Origin of the sequence: Massiliimicrobium timonense (assembly GCF_002160865.1) — a bacterium.
Classification (GTDB): domain Bacteria; phylum Bacillota_I; class Bacilli_A; order Erysipelotrichales; family Coprobacillaceae; genus Allocoprobacillus.
Genome location: NZ_NFLJ01000026.1, coordinates 1 through 24,954, shown reverse-complemented (window position 1 = coordinate 24,954; position 24,954 = coordinate 1). Strand labels below are relative to the sequence as shown.

The window sequence follows — 24,954 nt, the reverse complement described above, 5'->3', positions numbered from 1 at the left end:
ATTATAGACCCCCTAACTCTATTCATTCATATAACTATATCCCATTAAGTATTGATCCACTTCTTTGGCACATTCATTACCTTCAGCAATGGCCCAGACAATGAGAGATTGACCTCGATGCATATCCCCCGCAACGAAAATCTTTTCTTCTTTTGTCGCATAACTCTTTGGCATGGTCATAACGACTTGACGTTGATTAACAGATAAGTCAAACTGTTCTTTAATATCATCTTCAATCCCTACAAATCCTGTTGCAATCAACAATAAATCTGCCTGTATGATTTTTTCACTATCTTCTTTTTCAACCCATTGCCCATCAACCATTCTCCCCTGAATCGTTTTGACAGCTTTGAGTTGACCATCTTCTTCAATACATTCTTTAATAGTCGTTTCATAAACACGTGGATCCTGTTGAAAGACAGCCAGACTTTCTTCTTGTCCATAGTCAGTTTTTAAGCCATTTGGCCACATTGGCCATGGACGTGTGTTTTCACGAGGTGGACAAGGCAGCATTTCCAGTTGTGTCACTGATGCACATCCTTGACGAATGCATGTACCTACACAGTCATTGCCAGTATCTCCACCCCCTACAACAACCACATGTTTTCCTTTTGCATCAATGCGTGAAGGACTTTGATTTAATAAATCCTGTGTTACACTTTTCAAAAAATCTACTGCAAAATAAATGCCTTTGGCTTCTCTACCTGATACATTTAAATCACGAGCTTTTTTAGCTCCACAACATAACACAATCGCATCATAATCCTGCAACAAATCTTCTTTTGTCAAATCTTTTCCAACATGAACATTTGTATAGAACTGGATACCTTCTTCTTTCATCAATTGAATACGACGTTCAATAATTTGTTTTTCCAGTTTCATTTGAGGAATACCATACATCAATAATCCTCCTAAACGATCATCTTTTTCAAAAACACTCACTTGGTGTCCACGTTGATTCAACTTATAAGCCACCGTCAATCCTGCTGGACCACTTCCTACAATCGCAACTTTTTTAAATGAACATACAGATGATTTTTCAGCTTTCATGGATTGATTCTGATAAGCTTTTTCAATAATAAACAATTCATTATCTTTGATTGTGACTGGATCATCATGAATACCACATACACACGCTTTTTCACATAACGCAGGACAGACACGTCCGGTAAATTCTGGAAAAGGATTGGTTTTTAACAGACGTGAAAGGGCACGTTCATCATTATGATGATAGATTTCATCGTTCCATTCTGGAATCAGATTATGTAAAGGACAACCTGTGACCATATGATTGATTTCAATGGCTGATTGACAAAATGGGACACCACAATTCATACAACGTGCTCCCTGCTGACGACGTTTTTCATCCACAAGAGGAATATGAAATTCCTGAAAACCAGCAATTCTTGTTTCTGGTGATTGAGTGAAATTATCTTCTCTATCAAACTCTAAAAATCCTGTTGCTTTTCCCATATATAACCCTCCTATTGATGAACTTCCTTAAAAGCCTTGAGTGTAGCTTCATCATGTGCATAGCCTTGTTTTTCAAATTTTTCTATATTTTCTAACATATGTGCATAATTGACAGGCACAATCTTTTTAAAATGAGGTAGCCATGCTTCATAGTTTTCTAATATATCTTTAGCCAGTAGTGAACCTGTATAATCCACATGTTTTTGCAGTAATGTTTTTAATTCTTCAATATCTTTATGTTGTTTCACTTCCTGCATTGTCACTAATTCTTTATTTAAGCGTAAATATAAATCATGATTTTTATCTAAGACATAAGCGATCCCTCCGCTCATTCCTGCCGCAAAGTTCTTTCCTGTTTTGCCTAAGACAACAACTTTTCCACCTGTCATATATTCTAGTCCATGATCCCCACAGCCTTCAACTACAGCAATTGCTCCTGAATTACGCACAGCGAAACGTTCACCTGCACGTCCAGCAATATAAGCTTCTCCTGATGTTGCGCCATAGAGAGCTACATTACCGATAATCACATTATCTTGAGCCACAAACTGAGCATTTGAAGAAGGATGAATAATCAGTTTTCCACCTGATAAACCTTTTCCAAAATAATCATTGGCATCACCTTCAACACGCATTGTTAAACCTTTTGGTATAAAGGCTCCAAATGATTGTCCTGCCCCACCAAGACAATGGATTTGATAAGTATCATCTTGCAGATGATTTTGAAAACGTTTGGTGATTTCACTTCCCAGCAATGTTCCTAAACTACGATCTAAACTAGATATATGTATTGTTTCCTGATGAGGTTGATGACTATCTAGATCAGATAAAAATTTTGGCAACAAGACTTTCAAATCCTGACTGTCTTCCAAATGGAAATCGAAAGTATCTTCTTTTTGAAAATGAACATGAAGATTCTTTTTGTCAAAGAATGATTTTAATTTCTGATATTCTGGTTTCACTTTCAATACTTCCATATGTCCTACCATTTCATCAACACTATGGAAGCCTAGCTGTGCCATAATTTCACGCAATTCTTGAGCAATAAATTTCATAAAATTCATAACATATTCTGGTTTTCCTGCAAAACGTTTTCTTAGCTCCTTATTTTGGGTTGCAATACCTGCTGGACAAGTATCAAGATTGCAGACACGCATCATCACACAACCCATTGTCACTAATGGTGCTGTTGCAAAGCCAAATTCTTCTGCCCCTAATAATGCAGCTACAGCAACATCTCTACCCGTCATTAATTTTCCATCTGTTTCTAAAACAACACGAGTTCTTAAATCATTTTCAATCAGACTCTGATGGGCTTCTGCAAGTCCTAATTCCCAAGGTAATCCGGCATAATGAATGGAACTTTGTGGGGCTGCACCTGTTCCTCCATCATAACCTGAAATCAAAATAACTTGTGCTCCCGCTTTCGCAACACCTGAAGCAATCGTTCCAACGCCTGATTCTGAAACAAGTTTCACAGAAATACGGGCATCACGATTCGCATTTTTTAAGTCATAAATTAATTGTGCTAAATCTTCAATAGAGTAAATATCATGATGTGGTGGTGGTGAAATCAAAGTGACTCCCGGTGTTGAATAACGTGTTTTAGCAATCCAAGGATAAACTTTCTGTCCTGGTAAATGTCCTCCTTCACCTGGCTTGGCACCTTGAGCCATTTTAATTTGAATTTCTTTAGCACTCACCAGATATTCACTTGTGACACCAAAACGACCACTCGCCACCTGTTTAATGGCACTATTGGCTTCTGTGTATAATCTTTCTGGATTTTCTCCACCTTCTCCAGAATTTGATTTTCCTCCTAAACGATTCATCGCAATCGCTAAGCATTCATGTGCTTCCTTAGAAATAGAACCATAAGACATCGCTCCCGTTTTAAAACGTTTGACAATATTATCAACACTTTCAACTTCTTCAAGAGGTATAGCTTGTCGTTGTGTCATATCAAATTCTAATAAATGACGTACAGCAAATGGCTGACTTTCTAACTGATGAGAATATTCTTTAAATAACTGATAATCATTTGTTTGTGTGGCTCTTTGAAGTAAAACAATGGTTTCAGGACTGTACATATGCACTTCACTTTGTGGTCCACGTCTGAATTTATGAAAACCTAAGCTTTTTAATGATGTATCTGTCTTTAATCCTAATGGATCAAAAGCATGATCATGATAATAATGGATATCATCTTCGATATCAGTTAAACCTTTTTCACCCACACGATAAACAGTGTTTGGGAAATAACTGTCCATAACATCTTCTTTTAAACCAACGACTTCAAAGATTTGTGCAGACTGATAAGATTGCAATGTAGAAATACCCATTTTCGCTGCAATCTTCACAATTCCTTTTAAAACCGCATGATTATAATCTTCAATGGCTTTATTTTCTTCCTTATCTAACATATTCAGCTGTATCATTTCGATAATGCATTCATGAGCTAAATAAGGATAAATAGCTGTCGCTCCAAAACCTAACAGACAGGCAAACTGATGAACATCTCGTGGTTCCCCACTTTCTAAAACAATGGACATGGCTGTTTTCTTTTTTGTTTTAACCAGATGACTTTCGACAGCTGATACAGCTAACAATGAAGGAATAACCAGATGGTTATCATCTACACCTTTATCAGAAAGAATTAAGATATTGACTCCTTGACGATAAGCCTTATCACAATCAAGGAATAATTGATTCAAAGCCTCTGTTAAGGAAATACCTTTATAATACAATAAAGAAATAACCTGACTATGGAAACCATTACGATTTAACTGTTTCAGTTTATCCATATCACGACTATCTAAGATTGGATTATTGATTTCTAAGACCTGACAATTATCAGATTGATCCTGTAATAAGTTTCCATTAGATCCTAAATATACCGTTGTATCTACAACGACTTCTTCTCTTAAAGAATCAATAGGTGGATTGGTCACTTGAGCAAACTGTTGTTTAAAATAATGGAATAATGTGGGATGTTTTTGACTCAACATTGCAAGAGGAATATCAGTTCCCATTGATGCAGTTGGTTCAATTCCATTTTTAGCCATAGGTAAAATCATATCTTTGACATCTTCATATGTATAACTAAAAATCTTATATAAGATATCACGATCACTTTGACTATGAATATGTGATTTCTTATCTGGTGCTGGTAAGTCTTTTAAATGTAATAAATAATAATCTAGCCATTCTCCATAAGGATGTTCTTTCGCATAACTCATTTTACAGATATCATCTTCAATTAATTGTTGTTTTTGTGTATCAACCAATAACATCTTTCCTGGCTGAAGACGTGATTTTTTGACAATATGACTTTCATCAATATCCAAAACACCAACTTCTGATGATAAAATCAATGTCTGATCATCTAAAATATAATAACGTGATGGCCTTAACCCATTTCTATCTAAGGTTGCACCCATGAAAATACCATCAGAAAATAAAATCGCTGCTGGTCCATCCCATGGCTCCATCATTGTCGCATAATAATGATAAAAATCCTTTTTCTCTTGTGACATAGCTGTATGTTTCCATGGTTCTGGAATCAATAGCATCATAGCTTTAGCTAATGGCATACCATTCATATATAAGAATTCTAAAGTATTATCTAACATCGCTGAATCTGAACCTCGAACATCTACAATCGGATAGATTTTGGCCATATCTTTTTGAAAATAAGGAGAATGGAGTGTTTCTTCTCTAGCCAACATACGATTCGCATTGCCACGAATCGTATTAATTTCTCCATTATGGGCAATCATACGATTAGGATGAGCCCTTTGCCAACTTGGATTGGTATTCGTAGAGAAACGTGAATGTACTAAAGCAATGGCACTATGATAATCATGATCCTGCAAGTCATCATAGAACTGTCTTAACTGATGAACAAGAAACATACCTTTGTAAACAATGGTTGATGAAGATAAAGAAACAACATATGTCTGTGGTGAAGATTTTTCAAATTCACGTCGTATCACATATAAAACTCTTTCAAAGTCCATTCTTTGTTGACAAGTTTTAGGCTTTTCAATAAAGCATTGCATGATATAAGGCATACAATCTTTGGCTTTTTGTCCTAAAATATCTTCATGACATGGAACTTGACGCCATCCCAAAAATGTCGCCTGATGTTTCAAGACAATACGCTCTAACGTTTTCATAGCTTTTTGTCTTGTCAGTGTATCTTGGGGTAAAAAAAACATTCCCACCGCATAATCATAAGGTTGAGGTAAAGCTATGTGAAGCTGTCTGGCAATTTTACTAAAGAAACGATGTGAAATCTGTAATAAGATTCCCACACCATCTCCTACCTTTCCACTGGCATCTTTTCCAGCACGATGTTCCAGTTTTTCTACAATAGTTAATGCCTGATCGACAACCTGGTAATCCTGTCTTCCATCAATATGCACAACAGCTCCAATACCACAGGCATCATGTTCTTTGACATTATGTAATCCCTGATTATATTCTTTCATCCAATCATCCTCTCTACTTTCCACTATCCCCATAATTTTTTAAGAATCTGGCCGATGGATCATCAACCTGACAGCCTTCCCAATGAGGATTAGGCATCCAGAATCCTTTAATCATATGTGCCTGATGTGGATAATATTTTTCAAAGATTTCACGATATAATAATGATTCTTTTGTAAAAGGTGTCGCAAAATCATAATGCTTTCTTTTTTCTTCAAATTCCTGATCACTATAATAATCATTAGCATAGGCTTTGATTTCATCACTTAATGAATGTCCTACAGCATCTGAAAAAGCAGCTTTTTCACGCATCAAAATATCTTGAGGTAAATATCCTTTATCAAATGCTTTACGCAATAAATACTTTCCTTTTCCATATGTATTCATTTTTAATTTTGGATCAATATGCATGACATAATCCACAAAAGCCAAATCACCAAAAGGCACACGTGCCTCTAATGAATGGACACTGATACAGCGATCAGCACGTAAGACATCATACATATAAATTTCTCGAATACGTTTTTCAGCTTCCTTTTGAAATTCTTTAGCATTCGGTGCAAAATCAGTATATTTGTAACCAAATAATTCATCTGAAATCTCACCTGTTAATAAAACTCTAATATCTGTATGTTGATGAATATACTGACAGACAAGATACATTCCAATCGATGCACGAATCGTTGTAATATCATACGTTCCTAATGCTGCAATAACGGGTTCTATCGCATGAAGCACATCATCTTTGGTGATAATCACTTCAGTATGTTCACTGCCAATAAAATCAGCCACTTCTTTAGCGTATTTTAAATCAATCGCATCACTTTCCATGCCAATCGCAAAAGTACGAATCGGCTTCTTTAATAAGCGTGATGATACAGCACATACAAGTGAAGAATCTAAACCTCCACTTAGCAGGAAACCTAATGGAGCATCAGCATCCAGTCTTTTTTCAATACCTTTGACTAATAAATCATGAATTTTTGTATAAATTGTTTCAAGATGATCATGATGATAGTTTTCCACCAGACTCATATCTCTATAACAAACAAACTCCCCATTTTGATAATAATGTCCTGGTGGAAAAGGTACAATCTTATCACAGATGCCAACTAAATTTTTGGCTTCTGAAGCAAAGACAATGTGCTGATTTTGGTCATAACCATAAAATAATGGGCGAATCCCAATCGGATCTCTAGCAGCAATAAATTCTTTTGTATCACCATCAAAAAGAATCAATGCAAATTCTCCATCTAATTCTTTAAACATGTCTACACCCATTTTTTGATAAAGAGGAAGCAGGATTTCACAATCACTCTCCCCTTGAAAGTCAAAGCCCTGCTTCATCAATTCTTCTTTCATTGGTCTAAAACCATAGATTTCACCGTTACAGACAACATAATGCTTCCCTCTTTGAAATGGTTGCATACCATACTCATTTAATCCCATGATGGATAAACGTTGAAATCCCAATAGCCCTTTACCTGTATCAATAATACGCATAGCATCAGGTCCCCTGGTATGTGTTCTTTCAAAACCTTTTAAAAAAATCTCTTTTTCTACATTGCTGTCGCAATACGCCATAATCGAACACATTGTCATAACCCCTCTCTTATATAATTTTATAAAATACCAAATAACAGTTTGCCATATGTTGGGAATGGCCATACATTTTCGGCAGTTAATGTTTCCAATTCATCACATGGTGTACGTAAAGCACTCATAGCTGGAATGACTTCATCTCGATAATAGAAAGCTGCCTTTTCAAAGTCTTCAATCGCTTCAGCTTCTTTTAAGACTTTGTCTAAATGTTTTGTTGCTTTGAAAGCTTTATCTAATAATGCTGAAACATCTTTTAAAGTTTCTTTTTCATAAACATTTTCTAACTTGGCAACTTCTGTTTTCATTGCACAAGTTTGTGCTAAGTCATATGAATATTGACTAACAGCTGGTAAGATTTCTTTTTGAGCCATATTGACCATTGTTAAAGCTTCAATATGCAAAATCTTGACATATTCTTCCATCATAATTTCATAACGAGAATGCACTTCTTCTTCATCAAAGACTTTATGTCTCTTAAATAAATCAATATTTTCATCTTTAATAAAATATGGTAAAGCATCAGGTGTTGTACGTAAGTTTAATAGTCCACGTTTCTTGGCTTCCTCTACCCATGAATCATCATAACCATTCCCATTGAAAATAATACGTTTATGTTCTTTGATTGTTCCTTGAATCAATGCATGTAATGCTGAAGAAAAATCTGGTGCTTTTTCTAGAATATCCGCAAATTCTTTTAATTCATCTGCAATCACTGTATTTAAAACAATATTACATCCTGCAATAGATGAACTTGATCCTGGCATACGGAATTCAAATTTATTACCTGTAAAAGCAAATGGTGAAGTACGGTTACGATCTGTTGTATCTTTAGGAAATTTAGGTAAGACATGAGCCCCAATCTTCATGACTTCTTTTTCCTTAGAATCATATGGTCGATCTTCTTCAATAGCTTTTAAGATTTCAGCTAATTCATCACCTAAGAAAACAGAAATAATAGCTGGCGGTGCTTCGTTAGCTCCCAAACGATGATCGTTACCTGCAGTCGCAACAGATAATCTCAACAAATCCTGATGTTCATCAGCCGCTTTAATCACAGCGCATAAGAATAATAAGAATTGAGCATTTTCATGTGGTGTATCTCCAGGTTCTAATAAATTCACACCTGTATCTGTTGATAATGACCAGTTATTATGCTTTCCACTTCCATTGATACCATCAAATGGCTTTTCATGTAATAAAGCTACCAAACCATGTTTTTTCGCAATTCTTTGAATCAATTCCATTGTTAATTGGTTATGATCAGTCGCAATATTGGTAGTAGAGAAAATAGGTGCTAACTCATGTTGAGCTGGTGCAACTTCATTGTGTTCAGTTTTCACTAAGACACCTAATTTCCATAATTCTTCATTTAAATCATTCATAAATTCTTGAACTCTACTCTTGATCGTTCCAAAATAATGATCTTCCATTTCCTGTCCTTTTGGAGATGGTGCACCAAATAAAGTACGTCCTGTATAAATCAAGTCTTTTCTTTGTTCATAATATTTTTTATCAACTAAGAAATATTCCTGTTCAGGTCCCACTGTTGTTTTGACATTCTTAACATTTTCGTTACCAAATAATTTTAAGATACGTAATGCCTGTTTGTTGATAGCCTGCATACTTCTTAATAATGGTGTCTTTTTATCTAATGCATGTCCAGAATAAGAACAGAAAGCTGTTGGAATACACAATACACCATTTTTAATAAATGCATAAGATGTTGGATCCCATGCTGTATAACCACGTGCTTCAAATGTGGCACGTAATCCTCCATTAGGAAAAGATGATGCATCCGGTTCTCCTTTAATTAATTCCTTACCAGAAAACTCTAAAATGACTTTTCCATTTTGATTTGTTCCAATAAAACCATCATGCTTTTCAGCAGTGACCCCTGTCATTGGCTGAAACCAGTGTGTATAATGAGTAGCTCCATGTTCTACTGCCCAATCTTTCATCGCATTAGCGACAGCATTTGCAATCTTGATATTTAAAGATTTCCCCTCTTTCATTGTTTTTTGAAGTTCTCTGAAAGTATCTTTCGCTAGTCTTTCTTCCATAACATCTTCATCAAATACTAATGTTCCAAAAATATCAGTTATCTTTTTCTCCATATCTATCACTCCTTCTTATAAACGCTTATTTCTCGTTTACTTATCTTGCATTATGATACAGCGAATCATTTTTGTCAATGATTTTTTATCATTTTAATAAATTATTATTATATTCTATTGAAAAAACACAATTCTTTCGCTATAATATTCACGAATAGGAGATATTGAATCCCAAAGTACATATTTTTGTGTAACATCTTATACAACAAATCTCAATATATATCTCCTATTCTTTTATGAATAAGGAGAATATAAATGGATGATTTAAAAGAATTACATGAAGAATGTGGTGTATTTGGTGTTTTTCAACACCCAAGTGCTGCCAAACTTTGTTATTATGGTTTACATGCTCTGCAACATCGTGGACAGGAAGGTGCTGGTATTTTAGTTGCAAATGATCATAAACTTTCTATTCATAAAGGAGAAGGATTGGTCACAGAAGTTTTTAACAGTGAAAAAATTAATCAGATGAATGGTATTCACGCTATTGGTCATGTGCGTTATTCAACTGCTGGTGGTGGCGGTATTATGAATGTACAGCCATTGCTTTTTAGAACCATGGCTGGTGACATGGGAATTTGTCATAATGGAAATATTGTGAATGCGAATGTACTCAAAGAAAAACTGGAAGAACAAGGGAGTATCTTCTCATCTTCATCAGATACAGAAATCTTAGGACATCTTATTAAACGTGCCAAAGGTCATATGATTGATCGTATTTGTATGGCATTAGAACAGTTGGATGGAGCTTTTGCTTTTCTCATTCTTCTAGAAGATCGTCTGTATGCTGTCAGAGATCGTTATGGATTAAGACCACTAGCTATTGGACAGCTCCCTAATGGAGCATATGTCTTTGCATCAGAAACATGTGCATTAGATATTGTAGGTGCTAAATTCTTAAGAGATGTCGAGCCAGGAGAAATAGTCAGAGTCAAAGGCAATCAATTGTTATCTCGTCTTTATACAAAACAGCCTATACATGATAAGATCTGTGCTATGGAATATGTATATTTTTCTCGTCCCGACAGTATCCTTGATGGTATCAATGTTCATACAACACGTAAAAATGCTGGAAAACAACTTTATTTAGAAAGTCCAGTAGATGCTGATATCGTGATTGGGGTGCCTGATTCTTCTATTTCCGCTGCCATTGGATATTCAGAAGCTTCGCACATCCCTTATGAAATGGGACTGACTAAAAACAAATATGTTGGAAGAACATTCATTCAGCCTACGCAAGAATTAAGAGATCAAGGTGTACGCATGAAACTTTCTGCGGTTTCTTCTATTGTCAATCAAAAAAGAGTCATCATGATTGACGACTCTATTGTACGAGGTACAACTTCTAGACGTATTATTAAATTACTTAAAGAAGCAGGAGCTATTGAAGTTCATGTCAGAATTGCTTCACCTGCAATCAAATATCCTTGTTTCTATGGTGTAGACACGTCTACTCTTGATGAACTGATTTCTCACAAGATGACAACTCAGGAGCTTTGCGAATACATCGGTGCAGATTCACTAGCCTTTATCAGTGAAGAAGGACTGAAAAAATCTATTCATTTTAAAAAAGAACATACCTGTGATTTATGTATGGCATGTTTTAATAAGCAATATGTCACACCTCTTTATGATAATGATTTTCAAGATGATTAAAACATCTTTTTAATAACTATTTAAAGTCATACTATTTTATAATGTTTCAAAAGAGAAGCTTCACCAAGCTTCTCTTTATGCAATTCATTATTAAAATGAACATAATCTTTTATTTTCGATATGATTTCATCCTGTGAGATATGATTGAGCATTGTATATCTTATACGATAATAACAATCATCCAAATAAACTGTAAAATAACATTCATTTGTATCAGTATTCATATTCACAATCACTTGAGCATCATCAACAACAATCATTTCTTCTTTTCCAATAATAGACTGTGGATAACTCGTTTGTTGATGAATAGTATATTCTGTAGTTTTGGAATCTAATGTAAAAATATACTCATAAGGTTCATAATCTTCAAAATGAATAAAATAATTTTCATGTACACTTAAAAGCTTATATTCACCTGTATTGATAAAAGCATCAAAATCATAAAGGTCATAAAATGACAAATGAGAATATTTCTCAAAATCTTTTATATTTTGGAAATTATGTATCTTGTTGACATCAATAAAGAGTGATTGAATGATCAAATAAACAATAACATAGATACCTAAACCTATAATCAGCAAAATACCTATCATTTTCACTATTTTTGTCATTCTTATCATCCCCTTATATAATAATCTATTTTATAAGACAATTTGTATCGCTATAAAAACGCCAAAATACTTATTACAAGTAAAACACCTAAGATTTTTAATTTAACATTTTCTTGTTTGATTGATAACCATGAAAAACGTTCCGTTATGAATTGCTGATGATAGAATTCATAGACATCTATTCCTACAAACAATAGATATATAAGAATTAATTTCCAATCATTAATTTCCGATTTTGAAAATGAATAATATGAATAAAATAAAACTGCTGGAATGAATAGAGTTAGCATAATGTATAAGCCTTTAGAATATTTTAACATATGCCAACGGCTATATTTTTGATAACTTTGTGAAAAAACTCTTTTAAGCATAAGAAATGAACATGCCATTAGAAACCATATATCTGTTGACGTCAAAACAAACATCGTTATTCCTCCTATCAATAAGAAAGATAAACACATCTTTCTTATTGTAAATGTAACATAAAGTTATAAAATTCCTGTGTATCCATTGTTCTAACGTAAATGATATTTAACAGCTCTCCCTTTCCCCGACTTATAAATAATATTTTTATCAGATAATGAATTCAGTATTCTAATAAGCTTTGCCTTATTATAATGACTTTGTTTTTCTATTTCTGCTCTTGATAGTTTTAAATTCCCATGAAAAATCTGTATAATCTGTTGTTCTTCACTTGTTAAATTAGTAACATCTAATACAGTTGGTAATATGATTGTTATAGAGTTCTCATAGACTTTGAATTGTGGTTTCGTTAAAGAATTGTTATAGGATTTATTGATTCTTTTGATTCCTGTACCAAACATTTCTATATATCTCAGTCTATAGAAAACATTACCTATAATTGGATTTCTAAGCATTGAAATCTGTCCATCAAGATATTCTGATTCACTCATTCCTGAAGGGAGTCCTCCTGGAGATCTTATCTCAATTCTATCATCAAACATACTAACCATTATAAATGCATCAATATCCCAGAAGCGATGAATAATAGCGTTGGCTATAGCTTCACGAAAGGCATTTTCTGGAATACGTGTGACAATCTTTCTAGAAGTTCCGTCAATTTTTTCATATTGATAATATTTTTTATACATTTCAACGCTTTCTTCCAATAACAACAAGATAGACTTATTTTCTAAAGTGACTCTATCCATAATTTCATCAATATCTTGACCAAACCTTATCATATCGACACCTTTATAATCATTTTGATCAGCAAGTAATGCTGCTGCATTATTATATTGATGATTTTTTGTATATAAATCTAATGTTTTCAAAATATCATCATTGACTTTTTGTATAGCCAATTTATCTTTCAAAGCTTTTTCTAAACATTGAAACGTTAAATCCTGTTTTCGAGCAACAAGTTCTTCATATGATTGATGATTTCCTTCTAATATCAGTCTGTTCAATTCTAGTCTATCTACTTCAATAGTTGATGTATCGTGTCTTTTATATGCTTTTCCTTTATATAAATAAGGTTTGAAGTCACTTTCATAAACAGTAAGAGTAATTGTTGAATCATCATTAATATTCAAATCATATACTGGCACAGGATTCATATTATCATTCATCTTGTTTTCAATACTTAAACAATCATCTATTGTATTTTTTATTCCTTTGACTTGACCATCATCATCAATTCCAAAAACAATTCTTCCTGTTCCATAGTTTGCGAAAGCACTGACTGTCTTGAGAAATGTGTTGGATTGTATTGTTTCTTTACACTCTAAATTTTTAGATTCTTTCATAACGGTCTCCTCCTTGAATATATTATATTATCGTTCCATTCGTTTTGCAACGAAAAATATTATCGTTGCATTTTTATCGCAACGAAAGAAAAAATCGTTCCAAATCATATGCAACGATAAAAATAACTATTAAAAAGTATGACCATAACATTCATTATTAAACTCTTTCAATAATTCTTTTCCTTAAATCCTTTTTTCTACGCCATCAATAATATCTTTCAAAACAATACTATCTCTTTATTGAGATAGAACCATTAATACATGTTACTTATATAAAGATTAAATTTATATTTTCATGCTTATGTTTATCTTTTCATTAGGTAAGGCTAAAAAATGAAATAATAACAACAGAATCTGTAGTTATATTATAACAAAGAAGAACTCCTATAAGTTCTTCAATAAGTTTTTCTCTTAAAGTGTTATCTGAAATAACCTTTAAAAATTATATATACTTTTTATTGATTATTATTCACTTCTTGGTGCTTGTTTTGTGTCATGAAAAGTAATAGTTACTTCAATACCATAATCACAATTTTCTTTAGTAAAATTTTCAGGGTTAGGTGGATCAATTGGATTATCTTTTTTTCCAAGTACTGTAAAAAGGACAATTTCTTCATTTGCTTCGATTTTTTTATTATCTAATGTATTTGCAAACATGACTTTATTGCTATTTAATGATTCTAAATAATGTTGAGAAAAATTATATTTGATTATATTATTTTCAGTTTCTGAATGGATCAAATAAATATCGTATGTTTCATCACCTAAAACAATAGCTATTTGTCCATGAGAATATATATCATCTTCGTAAGATATTATCTGTTTTTCCCATTCATTTTCTTTTTCATATACACAAATACTTGCAGATTTCAAAGGCTGACTTAATTCATATTCATAGACAGGATAATCATCTTCTGTATCACCAACAACACTTTGAGTTAAAGCTGTTTCAGAAATATAATTGATTACACCTGATGTTGTAGATTCATTTTCAGCATTATTATTGTTTGATTTCTTTGAACTTGTACACCCAATCAACACAAAAACACATACAACAAATAATAGAACTTTTTTCATAAGACTCATCCTTTCTTTATCTATTATCATTATACCAATGTTGATAATAACATTCAAAATAAACAAATCTTATGAAAATATTAATGCGAAATACTATTTCATGAAAAACTTAGGATTTGAAATGCTAATAAACCATTTAAAACCAGAATTGAAATCAATCATGTACCTCATTCTCAAGTCTTACTTATTATCATAATTTTAAAACTGCAACTATTTCTTCGCCATCCATTTCACCATTCTCTATAAAGTCAAATTTTGAATAAAGTCTTTTTGCATTTATATTTTCAGGTTCATAAGATAAATAGCAATATTCTGCCTTACCACACGGAAATGTCCTAATAAACTCTAAAGCTAAACGAATGGCTTCTTTTCCATATCCATTGCCTTGATATTTTTCATCAATCATCAATCGCCAGATACTATAGTTACCATAAGCTATCTGTGGTGGATTATCAAAAGATTCATCTACATCATAACCTATCATCAAGAAACCAACAGGAATTTCATCTTCAAAAATACCAAATGGAAAAGCGTGTCCATTTCCTGTTATCGATATATATGCTTCTATGATACTCAAATCATTAGGTGCAACAAACGATTCTTGTTCCTTACTCACATGTAGCTTTAGTATATCCCATATATTTTTCGCATTTATTTTTTCAATTCTAATCACAATATCACTTCTCCTTAAATTACTATTTATCAACTTAGAAATCAATATTTCGTATAGAAAAAGATTTATTCAAATTCTTTTTCATGTTCTTTAAAAAAATTGTAAAAATATCTCACATTTTCTAAATCACTCCATTTCATAATGGCATATTCTTTTGAATCAAGATTATATATTTTCGCATCCAGAGTTCCTAACATAAAAGGTGAATGTGTTGCGATAATAAATTGACACTGAAACCATCTTGCCATATTATTAATTTCTTTTGCTAATGTGACTTGATTAGCAGGAGAAAGAGATACTTCTGGTTCATCTAATAAATATAATGCATCCGGTTGCAAAAAGTCATCGAAGTACTGCATAGATGTTTCACCATTAGAATATTTTTCTTGAGCAAACATGATATATTCCATCTGTCTAGAACCTTCTTTTGATTCCAAATATTGTCTTGCTTCTTCCTTTGTCATTCCCTTTTTTACATAATCATACAACATTCCATCTGATAACACTTGTTTCTGTTGAATTTTCTTCACCTCATATAAAATATCTTCGCTTTTGATATAGCGACTATTCACTGGCAGACATTTAATCTTATGACCAAGTTCATCTTCACCTAGACAATAAGAACATTCAAAACAGAATGCATCGTAGTAATTTTTTGTACCATATAAATTACTCGTAGCATTTTCTTGACCTCTCATACTTAATTTATTAGCAATAATATTAAGTAATGTTGATTTTCCAGAACCATTATTGCCATAAAAGACTGTTATTGGAGAAAATACAAAAGGCTCTATATCTTTATCTCTAAAAACATTATAAGGATAGATATGAGGATTAGATATTTGTGAATCACTCAATTGAAAACTTCTTAAATATATCATGAATAAAGAATCACCCTTTCTTTTCTAAATTAGGTTTTTTATCATTTTTGTTTTCCAAAATATTCTAATAAGTTAGATATTCCTGAAATTATCCAAAATATCGCTATTATAATTAAGACAATTCTCCATCCTTTAGAAACTTCTGCAATAAAAATAAAAGTATATAAAGCAAATATACTTAATAACAGGCAAATTATTGTTGTAATTACTTTTATTTTTTTACGTTTATCCATAATGAAACACCTCCATAAATTAGGATTTAACAGTATCTTTATTAGATTCTACTTCTATATAAGATAATTCTCAAGGATTATTATAACTTCTAAAAAGAATAAAAAAGGCATTCCTTGTTGTTATTACAAAGAAAAACCTTAAAATAATAATGTTCAATTTTCTACAATTGACTTGCTTGTTTACTGAATTCATCATAACTATTAACAAAATGATATGGTTCATATTCTCCATATGCAGTTGGTCTACTAATAGTTATTATTTGAATATCATATCCTAATTTTTCTTGTAAAGCATCAGCAAATTGAGCCATTTCTTCTCCTGCTTCAGTTTGTAATGCTACACATCCTGATTTCTTAAATCTCTTCGCAATGAGATAACACATTTGCTAACACCTCCTCAAATTCTTTTAGTGATTTTATTTTACCACCTTCGTATAGTTTTCGCAAGATAATACCTACTTGATCAGAATATCCTCTTTTATAAAATTTATCATGCATCCAGTCATTAAATTGTCTATCATAGTAGGTGTTGAACTGTATCTCTATGGGGTAATGAAAATTGTCTTTTTGATAATAAACATGGACTCCTCTATACCCATCATCACGAGTTTTACCCTTAGACATATCAACAACTCTTATTTTATCTTCTGTTTCAAGCGAAAGAACTTCTTCATAATTTGAACAAATTGATCTAAATCCTAAAATATCATTAAATACACTAGAAAATGTTGAGTCAGGATGCCTATCAAATTTAATAGAAGCTGATCCCATACTTTTTATACGTAAGTCAATAGGTAATTTATATAATATACTTTGCTTATTATACCATTGTCTAGCATTTCGAATATCTTCTAAAACATCTCTTTTGTCAAAATGTCGTAGTGTTCGCTTCATACTAACTGTTAAACTGGATTTGTAGGATAATGAATCCAAGATGCTTATATTTAATCCAACCTTATCTAAGATATACATTGAAACATCACCTCTATTATTTAGTATATTTCCTTTTCTCATACTTTAACGTCTTTTTCATCAAATTGGTATAAATGTTATAAAACTATTATTTCTTCTATTCGAGAATAAAATGACTTAATATTGAATTATAAATATGTAAACAAATTCCAATTTTCAAACCATCTTACTCATTATTAAAGCAATAATTAAAGCAATTATTGCAAATCCAACTATGGTTCCCAGCCATTTGACTATTTTCATTTTTGTAGGAATATAAGGTTTTAATTCTTCTGTATTGGGTATATCCCACGCTTTTGTATGTTCTACCCAATACCAGTCAACAAAAAATCTATCAAATAGCCCCATTATATACATTATAAATAAACTTTGAATAAAAATATTTCCAAACTCTTTTGCATCATTTATATAGCAAACCATTAATGGCACTAGAATAAAACAAGGTAAGTATAAAACTATAATTGATATAATGGTTTGTTTCTTTATTTCTTTTTGAGTAGTATATCCTAATTTTATCGCTTTTTCTTGAACATTCTTTTCGTAAAATACAGTAAATTTTTCAGGACCATTTGCTATACCAATAACACAAAACATTAAAAGTATAAAACATAATACTATACCTTCCATTAGTAACATTAGAATTAACATTAAAATCAACTCGCTTTCAAATTCTAATTTAAATTACTTTTATTTATTATTCAAAACTAATTTTTTTATTTTAGAAGTGTCTTGGACATAAGTTTCAGTATAACCACACTCTGGACAAACTGCACATTTAAGTTTACCTAAGTTTTCTTTGAAAATTCCTTGTTGTGTAACCTTAACTCCATATGCTCCTCCTTCAACCTTAACATCCAAGTCTTCAACCATTTCTATGTTACATCTTATACACTCTCTCATGCCTATACCTCCAAATTTCAATATTATAAACTAGGATTTATATTCTTTCTTTTGTTTATATGACCACCTATAAGACTACCAAAGAACGATAATATAAAATAACTAATGATGTATATCATGACTGAGTCATTATAAAACATATACATTGTAAGAAAAAATAATCCTGCTACAAAGAAAGGAATATATATTTTAAATCCATATTTCATACAAAAGAAAATCGGAACAATAAGAGCCCATAAATTATTAACTATCCATAAATCTGTTAAAAATGTATATGTTATACTTTCCGGAAAAATCAAATTTATAATTGGAATTGCGTTATATACCACGAGTGTTGAGATTCCTATTATCATAATGCTTTTTTCATGCTTTCCCTCCTAAATTATCAAACTAGGATTTATCGTTTCTTCACAAGCCAATTATCATTTTGCGTTTTTCTTTCCGCGTAGTAACCACATGGCATATCTTTAAGAACACCAACAGAATTGTCTAAATCGAACGCTTCTTTTAGAGATACCAGTCTTGCTTCGTCTGTATCATGTGTTGAACCACACAAAAATTGCCACATTCCGTCATCTTCATCATGAGATACATATAAAATAGGTTTGCCATCATCTATAATATGGCAACAGATTATCGTGGCTGTATTAGGTGCATCATAAAAAGGGAAATCCATATTCAACGCTCCTTCCAAATTCCAATTTTCTTACTTCCTGTATATTTATTATACCAGTAACTATTATCCACAACAACGATATCCTTCTATTCAACTATTTTTAACCAAAAAAAAGAGAATAGATTGACTCCATTCTCTTATTGATTTTATTGAATTTCACTATGATATTCTTGTAAGGATTTCACTGCATGACTACCATGAATCTTCATTTCCATAATTCCTTCTAGTGCAGCTTTCGCTGCAGCAATGTTTGTCATATATGGAATTCTCATCTTAATTGCTGTTTTTCTGATATAACTATCATCATGAGCACTTTGCTTACCATGAGGTGTATTGATCACCATAGCAAGTTCACCATTTGTAAGGGCATCTGTAATGTTTGGACGTCCTTCATTTAATTTCTTAATTTTTTCAACTGGTACACCTGCTTCTTGAATTAAAGCATATGTATTTCCAGTCGCTACAATTGTAAATCCTGCATCATAGTATCCTTTAGCAAGTTCAACAACTTGTGGTTTGTCCATATCGTTAACACTGATCAATATTTTTCCTTCAGTTGGTAAGATTGTTTGTGTCGCTTCTTCAGCTTTATAGATAGCTGCTCCAAATGAACTTCCTAATCCTAACACTTCTCCTGTTGATCTCATTTCTGGTCCTAAGATTGGGTCAACTTCTGGGAACATATTGAATGGGAATACAGCTTGTTTAACACCAACATGTGGAATTTTCTTTTCAGTTAATTTTGGTACTGGTGATTCTCTACCAGTTAATTCCATTGTCACAATATCAGTTGCAATCTTCACCATATTAACATTACATACTTTTGATACTAAAGGTACTGTACGTGAAGCTCTTGGGTTGGCCTCAAGAACATAAACTTTATCATCAGCAATCGCATATTGCATGTTCATAAGTCCACGAACATTCATTTCTTTCGCGATTTTCTTTGTATATTCTTTGATTGTTTCTAAATGTCTCATTGGAATATGTTTAGAAGGTAAGATACATGCTGAATCTCCAGAGTGAATACCAGCTAATTCGATATGTTCCATAACAGCTGGAACGAAAACATTTGTTCCATCACTAATAGCATCTGCTTCACATTCCATTGCATTATTTAAGAATCTGTCAATTAAGATTGGACGATCTGGTGTCACACCAACAGCCGCAGCCATATATTGTTTTAAGCTGTCATCATCATAAACAACTTCCATTCCACGTCCACCTAAGACATAAGAAGGTCTTACCATTAATGGATAACCAATTCTTTTAGCGATTTCTAAAGCTTCTTCAACATTGACAGCCATTCCTGATTCTGGCATAGGAATATTTAATTTTTCCATCATTTCATTGAATAAATCTCTATCTTCTGCCATATCAATTGTTTCAGGTGTTGTTCCTAAGATATGTACACCATTGGCTTTTAACTGAGAAGCTAAGTTCAATGGTGTTTGTCCTCCAAATTGAGCAATCACACCCACTGGTTTTTCTTTATCATGAATACTTAAAACATCTTCTAATGTTAATGGTTCAAAATAAAGTTTATCAGAAGTATCATAATCAGTAGAGACTGTTTCTGGATTACAGTTGACAATAATTGTTTCAAATCCCAATTTCTTTAAAGCCAATGAAGCATGAACACAGCAATAATCAAATTCAATACCTTGACCGATTCTGTTTGGTCCTCCACCTAAAATCATAATCTTTTTCTTATCATGATGAATATCACTATGATCTTGAGCATTATATGTAGAATAGTAATAGGCACTATCTTTTGTACCACTGACATGAACTGGTTCCCAAGCTTGAGTAATACCATTTTCAATTCTTTCATTTCTGATACTATCTTCAGAAACATTTAAAATCTGACTTAAATATTTATCTGAGAAACCATCTTGTTTTGCTTGTCTTAAAACATCTACTGGCAACTCTTTCCCTGCATATGATTTTAACATTTCTTCTTCATCAACTAATTCTTTCATCTGTTCAATAAAATAATGTTTAATACTTGTTAATTCATATAATTCTTCAACAGTTGCTCCTTTTCTTAAAGCTTCATACATGATGAATTGTCTTTGACTTGTAGGAACTGTTAATTTTTCTAATAACTGTTCTTTTGTTAATTCATTGAAATTTTTAGCATATCCTAAACCATATTGACCAATTTCAAGAGAACGAATGGCTTTTTGGAAAGCTTCTTTATAATTCTTACCAATACTCATCACTTCTCCAACAGCTTTCATCTGTGTTCCTAATTTATCCTGTGCACCTTTGAATTTTTCAAAAGCCCATCTTGCAAATTTAATAACAACATAGTCACCATCTGGTACATATTTATCTAAAGTTCCATATTTTCCACATGGAATTTCATCTAAAGTTAAACCAGCAGCTAACATAGCTGAAACAAGGGCAATAGGGAAACCTGTTGCTTTTGAAGCTAATGCACTAGAACGTGATGTTCTTGGGTTAATTTCAATAACAACAATTCTATCAGTTTCAGGATCGTGAGCAAACTGTACATTTGTTCCCCCAATAACACCAATAGATTCAACAATTCTAAAAGCCTGATCTTTTAAACGATCTTGAACATCTTGAGAAATTGTCAACATTGGCGCACTACAGAAAGAATCTCCAGTATGAACACCTAATGGATCAATGTTTTCAATGAAACATACAGTAATCATATTGTTTTTAGCATCTCTGACAACTTCTACTTCTAATTCTTCCCATCCAAGAATAGATTCTTCAATCAAGCATTCATGAACAAGACTGGCCTGTAAACCACGAGAAACGACTGTTTTTAATTCTTCAACATTATAAACAAGTCCTCCTCCGGCACCACCCATTGTATAAGCAGGTCTTACAACAACAGGGTATCCTAATTTGTCTGCAATTGCGAGAGCTTCATCAACTGTATTCGCAATTTCACTTCTTGCCATATCAATACCAAGCTCATTCATGGCTTTTTTAAACTCTAAACGATCTTCCCCACGTTCAATGGCATCTACTTGAACACCTAAAACTTTAACATTGTATTTATTTAAGACACCAGCATTATGTAATTCAGCACATAAATTTAATGCTGATTGTCCACCTAAGTTAGGCAATAAGGCATCTGGTCTTTCTTTTTCAATGATTTGTGTTAATCTTTTTAAATTCAATGGTTCAATATAAGTCACATCAGCAGTTTCTGGATCTGTCATGATTGTCGCTGGATTAGAATTGACTAAGACAATCTTGTATCCTAAATTTCTTAATGCTTTACAAGCCTGTGTTCCTGAATAATCAAATTCACAAGCCTGACCAATAATAATAGGTCCTGAACCAATAACTAATACTGTGTTTACATCTTCTCTTTTTGGCATATCTTTTCCTCCTTATCCATAAAAAAGACATATCAAATCAAATGATATGTCCTATAATAAATATAAAAAATAAGAAAAACAAGACTTTGGAGAAACAGCTATTTGATTCGTTGTTTTGAAACCAAAATCTCTCATTTTTCTCATTCCTTTCCTTATCTTTAATAAGTATATATTTTTGTATTTCTACATTCAAGAAAATGATAAATAATATTCAACAAAATAATATATTATCAATTAATTCTTGTGATTTCATATCCCTCTTTTGCAAAAGTATCTATAATTCTTTGTATATGCTTTTCTCCATTCGTTTCACAAGTCACACGCAATTCTACTTCAGAGAAACGAGCAAAGTTTTTAAACTGATTATGTTCCACTCCTATAACATTTGCATTACACTGTGACAATACATGAGAAACATATTCCAATTCACCAGGTTTATCTAATAATTGAACAGTAAATGTAAAAATACGTCCTCTTGCGATTAACCCTTTATTAATCATAGACGAAATTGTTAAAACATCAATATTTCCACCACTAATTAATGATACCACTTTTTTATTTTTTTCATTCAATTTCTTTAAAGCAGCTAATGATAAAATACCTGAATTTTCAGCTACCAGTTTATGCTTTTCAACAAGCAATAAGAACGCATCCATCAATTCATAATCTGAAACAGTAATGATACCATCAACATATTCTTTAATATAATCAAAAGTCATATCGCCAATTTCTTTAACAGCTGTCCCATCAGCAATTGTATTGGCTTCTTTTAAAGCCACAACCTGATCTTCATTAATAGCCGCTAAAGCACTTGCTGCTCCTTCTGGTTCAACACCTATAATTTTAATCGTTGGTTTAATCTGTTTCGCTGCACAGGCAATACCTGAAATCAATCCACCACCACCAATTGGTACTAAAATAATGTCAGTATCTGGTAACTCATCCAATATTTCTAACGCTATAGTTCCTTGTCCTTCAATGACATCTTCATCATTAAAAGGATGAACGAATGTATAACCATACTCTTTTTGTAAATCACATGCTTTTTGATAAGCTTCATCATAAACTTCTCCTGCCAAAACAACTTCAGCGCCATGTGCTTCGGTTGCTTCTACTTTAATAAGTGGTGTATGTTTAGGCATCACAATCACAGCTTTAACACCTAGCTTGGAAGCTGCATACGCAACACCTTGTGCATGATTTCCTGCTGAAGATGCTATTAAACCTTTTGACTTAGATTCATCATCCATTTTCATAATCTTATTGTATGCCCCTCTAATTTTAAAAGCACCAGTTCTCTGCAAATTTTCTGGCTTAATATAAACTTGATTCTTACATTCTTTTGAAAAAGCTTCACTATATATTAAGGGAGTAGGAATAATCACTTCATCAACTCTCTTTTTAGCTTCTTGAAAATGCTTTAAATCTAACATATCAAATCTCCCTTCTTTTTACATTTTCATCATTATAACACAACCCATTATTTATTTGAACTTATTTTTTTCCTATTCATAAATACAATGGATATGTTTTGGTTAAATACAAATTTATTTGTTTAAAAAATCAATAATCTCATCAACATTTACTCATCTGTATTTATGAGCATCCACACCAACATCATATCTATAAATGCCTTCTTCTCTTATTTTAAAATGATAACTCTTATCATTAAATTGATGTCCATGTCAATGAATAGATCTTTTCAAATAATGATGACATTCAAAAAGATATTTCAATTCTTTATAATCACATATTTCCTCAAATAAATATTCATCATATTTTATTCCACATAACTAAAAAATCGTTTGATTAGTTTTATCCAAATATCATTTCATGGTGAGATTTTCTAAAATATAAATAAAGTCTTTTTTCATAAGTTGATTCCAATATTGAATCAATGTTCCATTCATATCATCAACATTTGGAAAGGGACTACAATATAAGCGTAAAGCATTTTGATATCAAAAATGACAATGAATATCATAAATAATAATCATTGCCATTTTTAACTACATCTTTATATCATTCTTATGATTTTTTCTTTTTATAACCATTTTAATACATCTTCTTCGTTATGTATTTCAAATATATGGATAATAATACTATCAAGTGTTTCTTCTTTACTATTAACTATCTTCATCTCTAAATCTGGTTTCAATTTTCCTAATAGTTTTTCTAAAAGCTTCAAAACAACACTTAACTTTCCTTGTTGTTTTCCTTTTTCTATACCTGACTTTTCTGCATCTTTCCAGAATGAATACATCTCCACTATTCCTTCAACTCCTTTCATTTTTTCCAGTATATCTTCTCTCCCTGTCAATGTTGCCAATACTCTTGCTACAGCTTTTGTAATGATCATCTTCTTTAATCCTTCTTCATCTTTTCTCCATATTGTCTTTAATCCACTGATGACCTTTTTATTGTCTTCATTTTTCAGCAGGTTTTCATCCATCTCCTTCAT

General features: G+C 32.2%; 20 protein-coding genes. 1 reads left to right on the top strand and 19 read right to left on the bottom strand.

Annotated features, from left to right (window positions below; all coding sequences use genetic code 11):
• Positions 1–18: 18 nt before the first annotated feature.
• The 4 genes from B5E75_RS09280 to B5E75_RS09265 are packed head-to-tail and all read right to left on the bottom strand — an operon-like array spanning position 19 to position 9,680.
• Entirely contained in the window at positions 19–1,473 is a 1,455-nt protein-coding gene (locus tag B5E75_RS09280) for a glutamate synthase subunit beta (RefSeq protein WP_087358621.1), read from the bottom strand.
• 11 nt (positions 1,474–1,484) lie between these two features.
• The gene (gltB, locus tag B5E75_RS09275; RefSeq protein WP_206413975.1) at positions 1,485–5,966 is read right to left on the bottom strand and encodes a glutamate synthase large subunit; all 4,482 of its coding nucleotides are present in this window, start codon (positions 5,964–5,966) and stop codon (positions 1,485–1,487) included.
• Positions 5,967–5,979: 13 nt separating this feature from the next.
• Positions 5,980–7,560: an asparagine synthase B gene (gene asnB, locus B5E75_RS09270; RefSeq protein ID WP_087358617.1), complete on the bottom strand. Its 1,581-nt coding sequence runs from the start codon at positions 7,558–7,560 to the stop codon at positions 5,980–5,982.
• A gap of 26 nt (positions 7,561–7,586) precedes the next feature.
• A complete protein-coding gene (locus B5E75_RS09265; protein WP_087358615.1) occupies positions 7,587–9,680 on the bottom strand; it encodes a glutamine synthetase III family protein in 2,094 nt (697 codons plus the stop codon).
• A gap of 255 nt (positions 9,681–9,935) precedes the next feature.
• On the opposite strand from B5E75_RS09265, the gene purF reads away from it, so the two are divergent.
• Positions 9,936–11,336, top strand: coding sequence for an amidophosphoribosyltransferase (purF, locus tag B5E75_RS09260; RefSeq protein ID WP_087358613.1), 1,401 nt, complete (start codon positions 9,936–9,938; stop codon positions 11,334–11,336).
• 26 nt (positions 11,337–11,362) lie between these two features.
• Here the strand turns inward: purF and B5E75_RS09255 are convergent, their stop codons facing one another.
• From B5E75_RS09255 to B5E75_RS09180, 15 genes are all read right to left on the bottom strand, one after another.
• Entirely contained in the window at positions 11,363–11,947 is a 585-nt protein-coding gene (locus B5E75_RS09255; protein WP_087358611.1) for a hypothetical protein, read from the bottom strand.
• A gap of 50 nt (positions 11,948–11,997) precedes the next feature.
• On the bottom strand, positions 11,998–12,372 hold the full coding sequence (locus B5E75_RS09250; RefSeq protein WP_087358609.1) for a hypothetical protein: 375 nt from the start codon (positions 12,370–12,372) through the stop codon (positions 11,998–12,000).
• A 90-nt stretch (positions 12,373–12,462) separates the two neighbouring features.
• Positions 12,463–13,716, bottom strand: coding sequence for an ATP-binding protein (locus tag B5E75_RS09245; protein ID WP_087358607.1), 1,254 nt, complete (start codon positions 13,714–13,716; stop codon positions 12,463–12,465).
• Between the two features lie 465 nt (positions 13,717–14,181).
• Positions 14,182–14,793 (bottom strand): hypothetical protein, encoded by a 612-nt coding sequence (locus B5E75_RS09240; RefSeq protein ID WP_087297379.1) that lies wholly within the window; start codon positions 14,791–14,793, stop codon positions 14,182–14,184.
• Between the two features lie 190 nt (positions 14,794–14,983).
• Positions 14,984–15,466, bottom strand: coding sequence for a GNAT family N-acetyltransferase (locus B5E75_RS09235; RefSeq protein WP_087297378.1), 483 nt, complete (start codon positions 15,464–15,466; stop codon positions 14,984–14,986).
• Between the two features lie 65 nt (positions 15,467–15,531).
• Positions 15,532–16,347 carry an AAA family ATPase gene (locus B5E75_RS09230; protein WP_087358605.1) on the bottom strand — a complete coding sequence of 272 codons (816 nt, stop codon included), beginning with the start codon at positions 16,345–16,347 and terminating at the stop codon, positions 15,532–15,534.
• A 41-nt stretch (positions 16,348–16,388) separates the two neighbouring features.
• Complete coding sequence (locus tag B5E75_RS09225; RefSeq protein ID WP_087297377.1) at positions 16,389–16,580, bottom strand: hypothetical protein; 192 nt, start codon at positions 16,578–16,580, stop codon at positions 16,389–16,391.
• A gap of 161 nt (positions 16,581–16,741) precedes the next feature.
• Positions 16,742–16,963, bottom strand: a complete 222-nt coding sequence (locus B5E75_RS09220; RefSeq protein WP_087358603.1) for a DUF6718 family protein — start codon at positions 16,961–16,963, stop codon at positions 16,742–16,744.
• A complete protein-coding gene (locus B5E75_RS09215) occupies positions 16,935–17,552 on the bottom strand; it encodes a nucleotidyltransferase family protein (protein ID WP_087358601.1) in 618 nt (205 codons plus the stop codon). Before B5E75_RS09215 ends, B5E75_RS09220 begins: the two co-directional genes overlap by 29 nt.
• A gap of 156 nt (positions 17,553–17,708) precedes the next feature.
• The gene (locus B5E75_RS09210; RefSeq protein WP_162607669.1) at positions 17,709–18,188 is read right to left on the bottom strand and encodes a hypothetical protein; all 480 of its coding nucleotides are present in this window, start codon (positions 18,186–18,188) and stop codon (positions 17,709–17,711) included.
• A gap of 51 nt (positions 18,189–18,239) precedes the next feature.
• A complete protein-coding gene (locus tag B5E75_RS09205; protein WP_087358599.1) occupies positions 18,240–18,452 on the bottom strand; it encodes a nucleic acid-binding protein in 213 nt (70 codons plus the stop codon).
• Positions 18,453–18,849: 397 nt separating this feature from the next.
• Positions 18,850–19,128 carry a hypothetical protein gene (locus B5E75_RS09195; RefSeq protein WP_087358595.1) on the bottom strand — a complete coding sequence of 93 codons (279 nt, stop codon included), beginning with the start codon at positions 19,126–19,128 and terminating at the stop codon, positions 18,850–18,852.
• Positions 19,129–19,274: 146 nt separating this feature from the next.
• Entirely contained in the window at positions 19,275–22,493 is a 3,219-nt protein-coding gene (carB, locus tag B5E75_RS09190; RefSeq protein ID WP_087358593.1) for a carbamoyl-phosphate synthase large subunit, read from the bottom strand.
• Between the two features lie 230 nt (positions 22,494–22,723).
• On the bottom strand, positions 22,724–23,926 hold the full coding sequence (ilvA, locus tag B5E75_RS09185; protein ID WP_087358591.1) for a threonine ammonia-lyase: 1,203 nt from the start codon (positions 23,924–23,926) through the stop codon (positions 22,724–22,726).
• A gap of 611 nt (positions 23,927–24,537) precedes the next feature.
• On the bottom strand, positions 24,538–24,954 hold a 417-nt coding region (locus B5E75_RS09180; RefSeq protein WP_087358589.1), incomplete at its 5' end, for a DUF4351 domain-containing protein.

Excerpts from the sequence above, each read along its gene's own strand:
- B5E75_RS09205 (WP_087358599.1), bottom strand. The coding sequence starts at position 18,452 with ATGAGAGAGTGTATAAGATGTAACATAGAAATGGTTGAAGACTTGGAT.
- B5E75_RS09215 (WP_087358601.1), bottom strand. The coding sequence starts at position 17,552 with ATGTATATCTTAGATAAGGTTGGATTAAATATAAGCATCTTGGATTCA.
- gltB (WP_206413975.1), bottom strand. The coding sequence starts at position 5,966 with ATGAAAGAATATAATCAGGGATTACATAATGTCAAAGAACATGATGCC.
- B5E75_RS09255 (WP_087358611.1), bottom strand. The coding sequence starts at position 11,947 with ATGACAAAAATAGTGAAAATGATAGGTATTTTGCTGATTATAGGTTTA.
- B5E75_RS09225 (WP_087297377.1), bottom strand. The coding sequence starts at position 16,580 with ATGGATAAACGTAAAAAAATAAAAGTAATTACAACAATAATTTGCCTG.
- B5E75_RS09195 (WP_087358595.1), bottom strand. The coding sequence starts at position 19,128 with ATGGATTTCCCTTTTTATGATGCACCTAATACAGCCACGATAATCTGT.
- B5E75_RS09250 (WP_087358609.1), bottom strand. The coding sequence starts at position 12,372 with ATGTTTGTTTTGACGTCAACAGATATATGGTTTCTAATGGCATGTTCA.
- B5E75_RS09245 (WP_087358607.1), bottom strand. The coding sequence starts at position 13,716 with ATGAAAGAATCTAAAAATTTAGAGTGTAAAGAAACAATACAATCCAAC.
- B5E75_RS09220 (WP_087358603.1), bottom strand. The coding sequence starts at position 16,963 with ATGTGTTATCTCATTGCGAAGAGATTTAAGAAATCAGGATGTGTAGCA.
- B5E75_RS09240 (WP_087297379.1), bottom strand. The coding sequence starts at position 14,793 with ATGAAAAAAGTTCTATTATTTGTTGTATGTGTTTTTGTGTTGATTGGG.
- B5E75_RS09265 (WP_087358615.1), bottom strand. The coding sequence starts at position 9,680 with ATGGAGAAAAAGATAACTGATATTTTTGGAACATTAGTATTTGATGAA.
- asnB (WP_087358617.1), bottom strand. The coding sequence starts at position 7,560 with ATGTGTTCGATTATGGCGTATTGCGACAGCAATGTAGAAAAAGAGATT.
- carB (WP_087358593.1), bottom strand. The coding sequence starts at position 22,493 with ATGCCAAAAAGAGAAGATGTAAACACAGTATTAGTTATTGGTTCAGGA.
- B5E75_RS09280 (WP_087358621.1), bottom strand. The coding sequence starts at position 1,473 with ATGGGAAAAGCAACAGGATTTTTAGAGTTTGATAGAGAAGATAATTTC.
- purF (WP_087358613.1), top strand. The coding sequence starts at position 9,936 with ATGGATGATTTAAAAGAATTACATGAAGAATGTGGTGTATTTGGTGTT.
- B5E75_RS09230 (WP_087358605.1), bottom strand. The coding sequence starts at position 16,347 with ATGATATATTTAAGAAGTTTTCAATTGAGTGATTCACAAATATCTAAT.
- ilvA (WP_087358591.1), bottom strand. The coding sequence starts at position 23,926 with ATGTTAGATTTAAAGCATTTTCAAGAAGCTAAAAAGAGAGTTGATGAA.
- B5E75_RS09210 (WP_162607669.1), bottom strand. The coding sequence starts at position 18,188 with ATGTTACTAATGGAAGGTATAGTATTATGTTTTATACTTTTAATGTTT.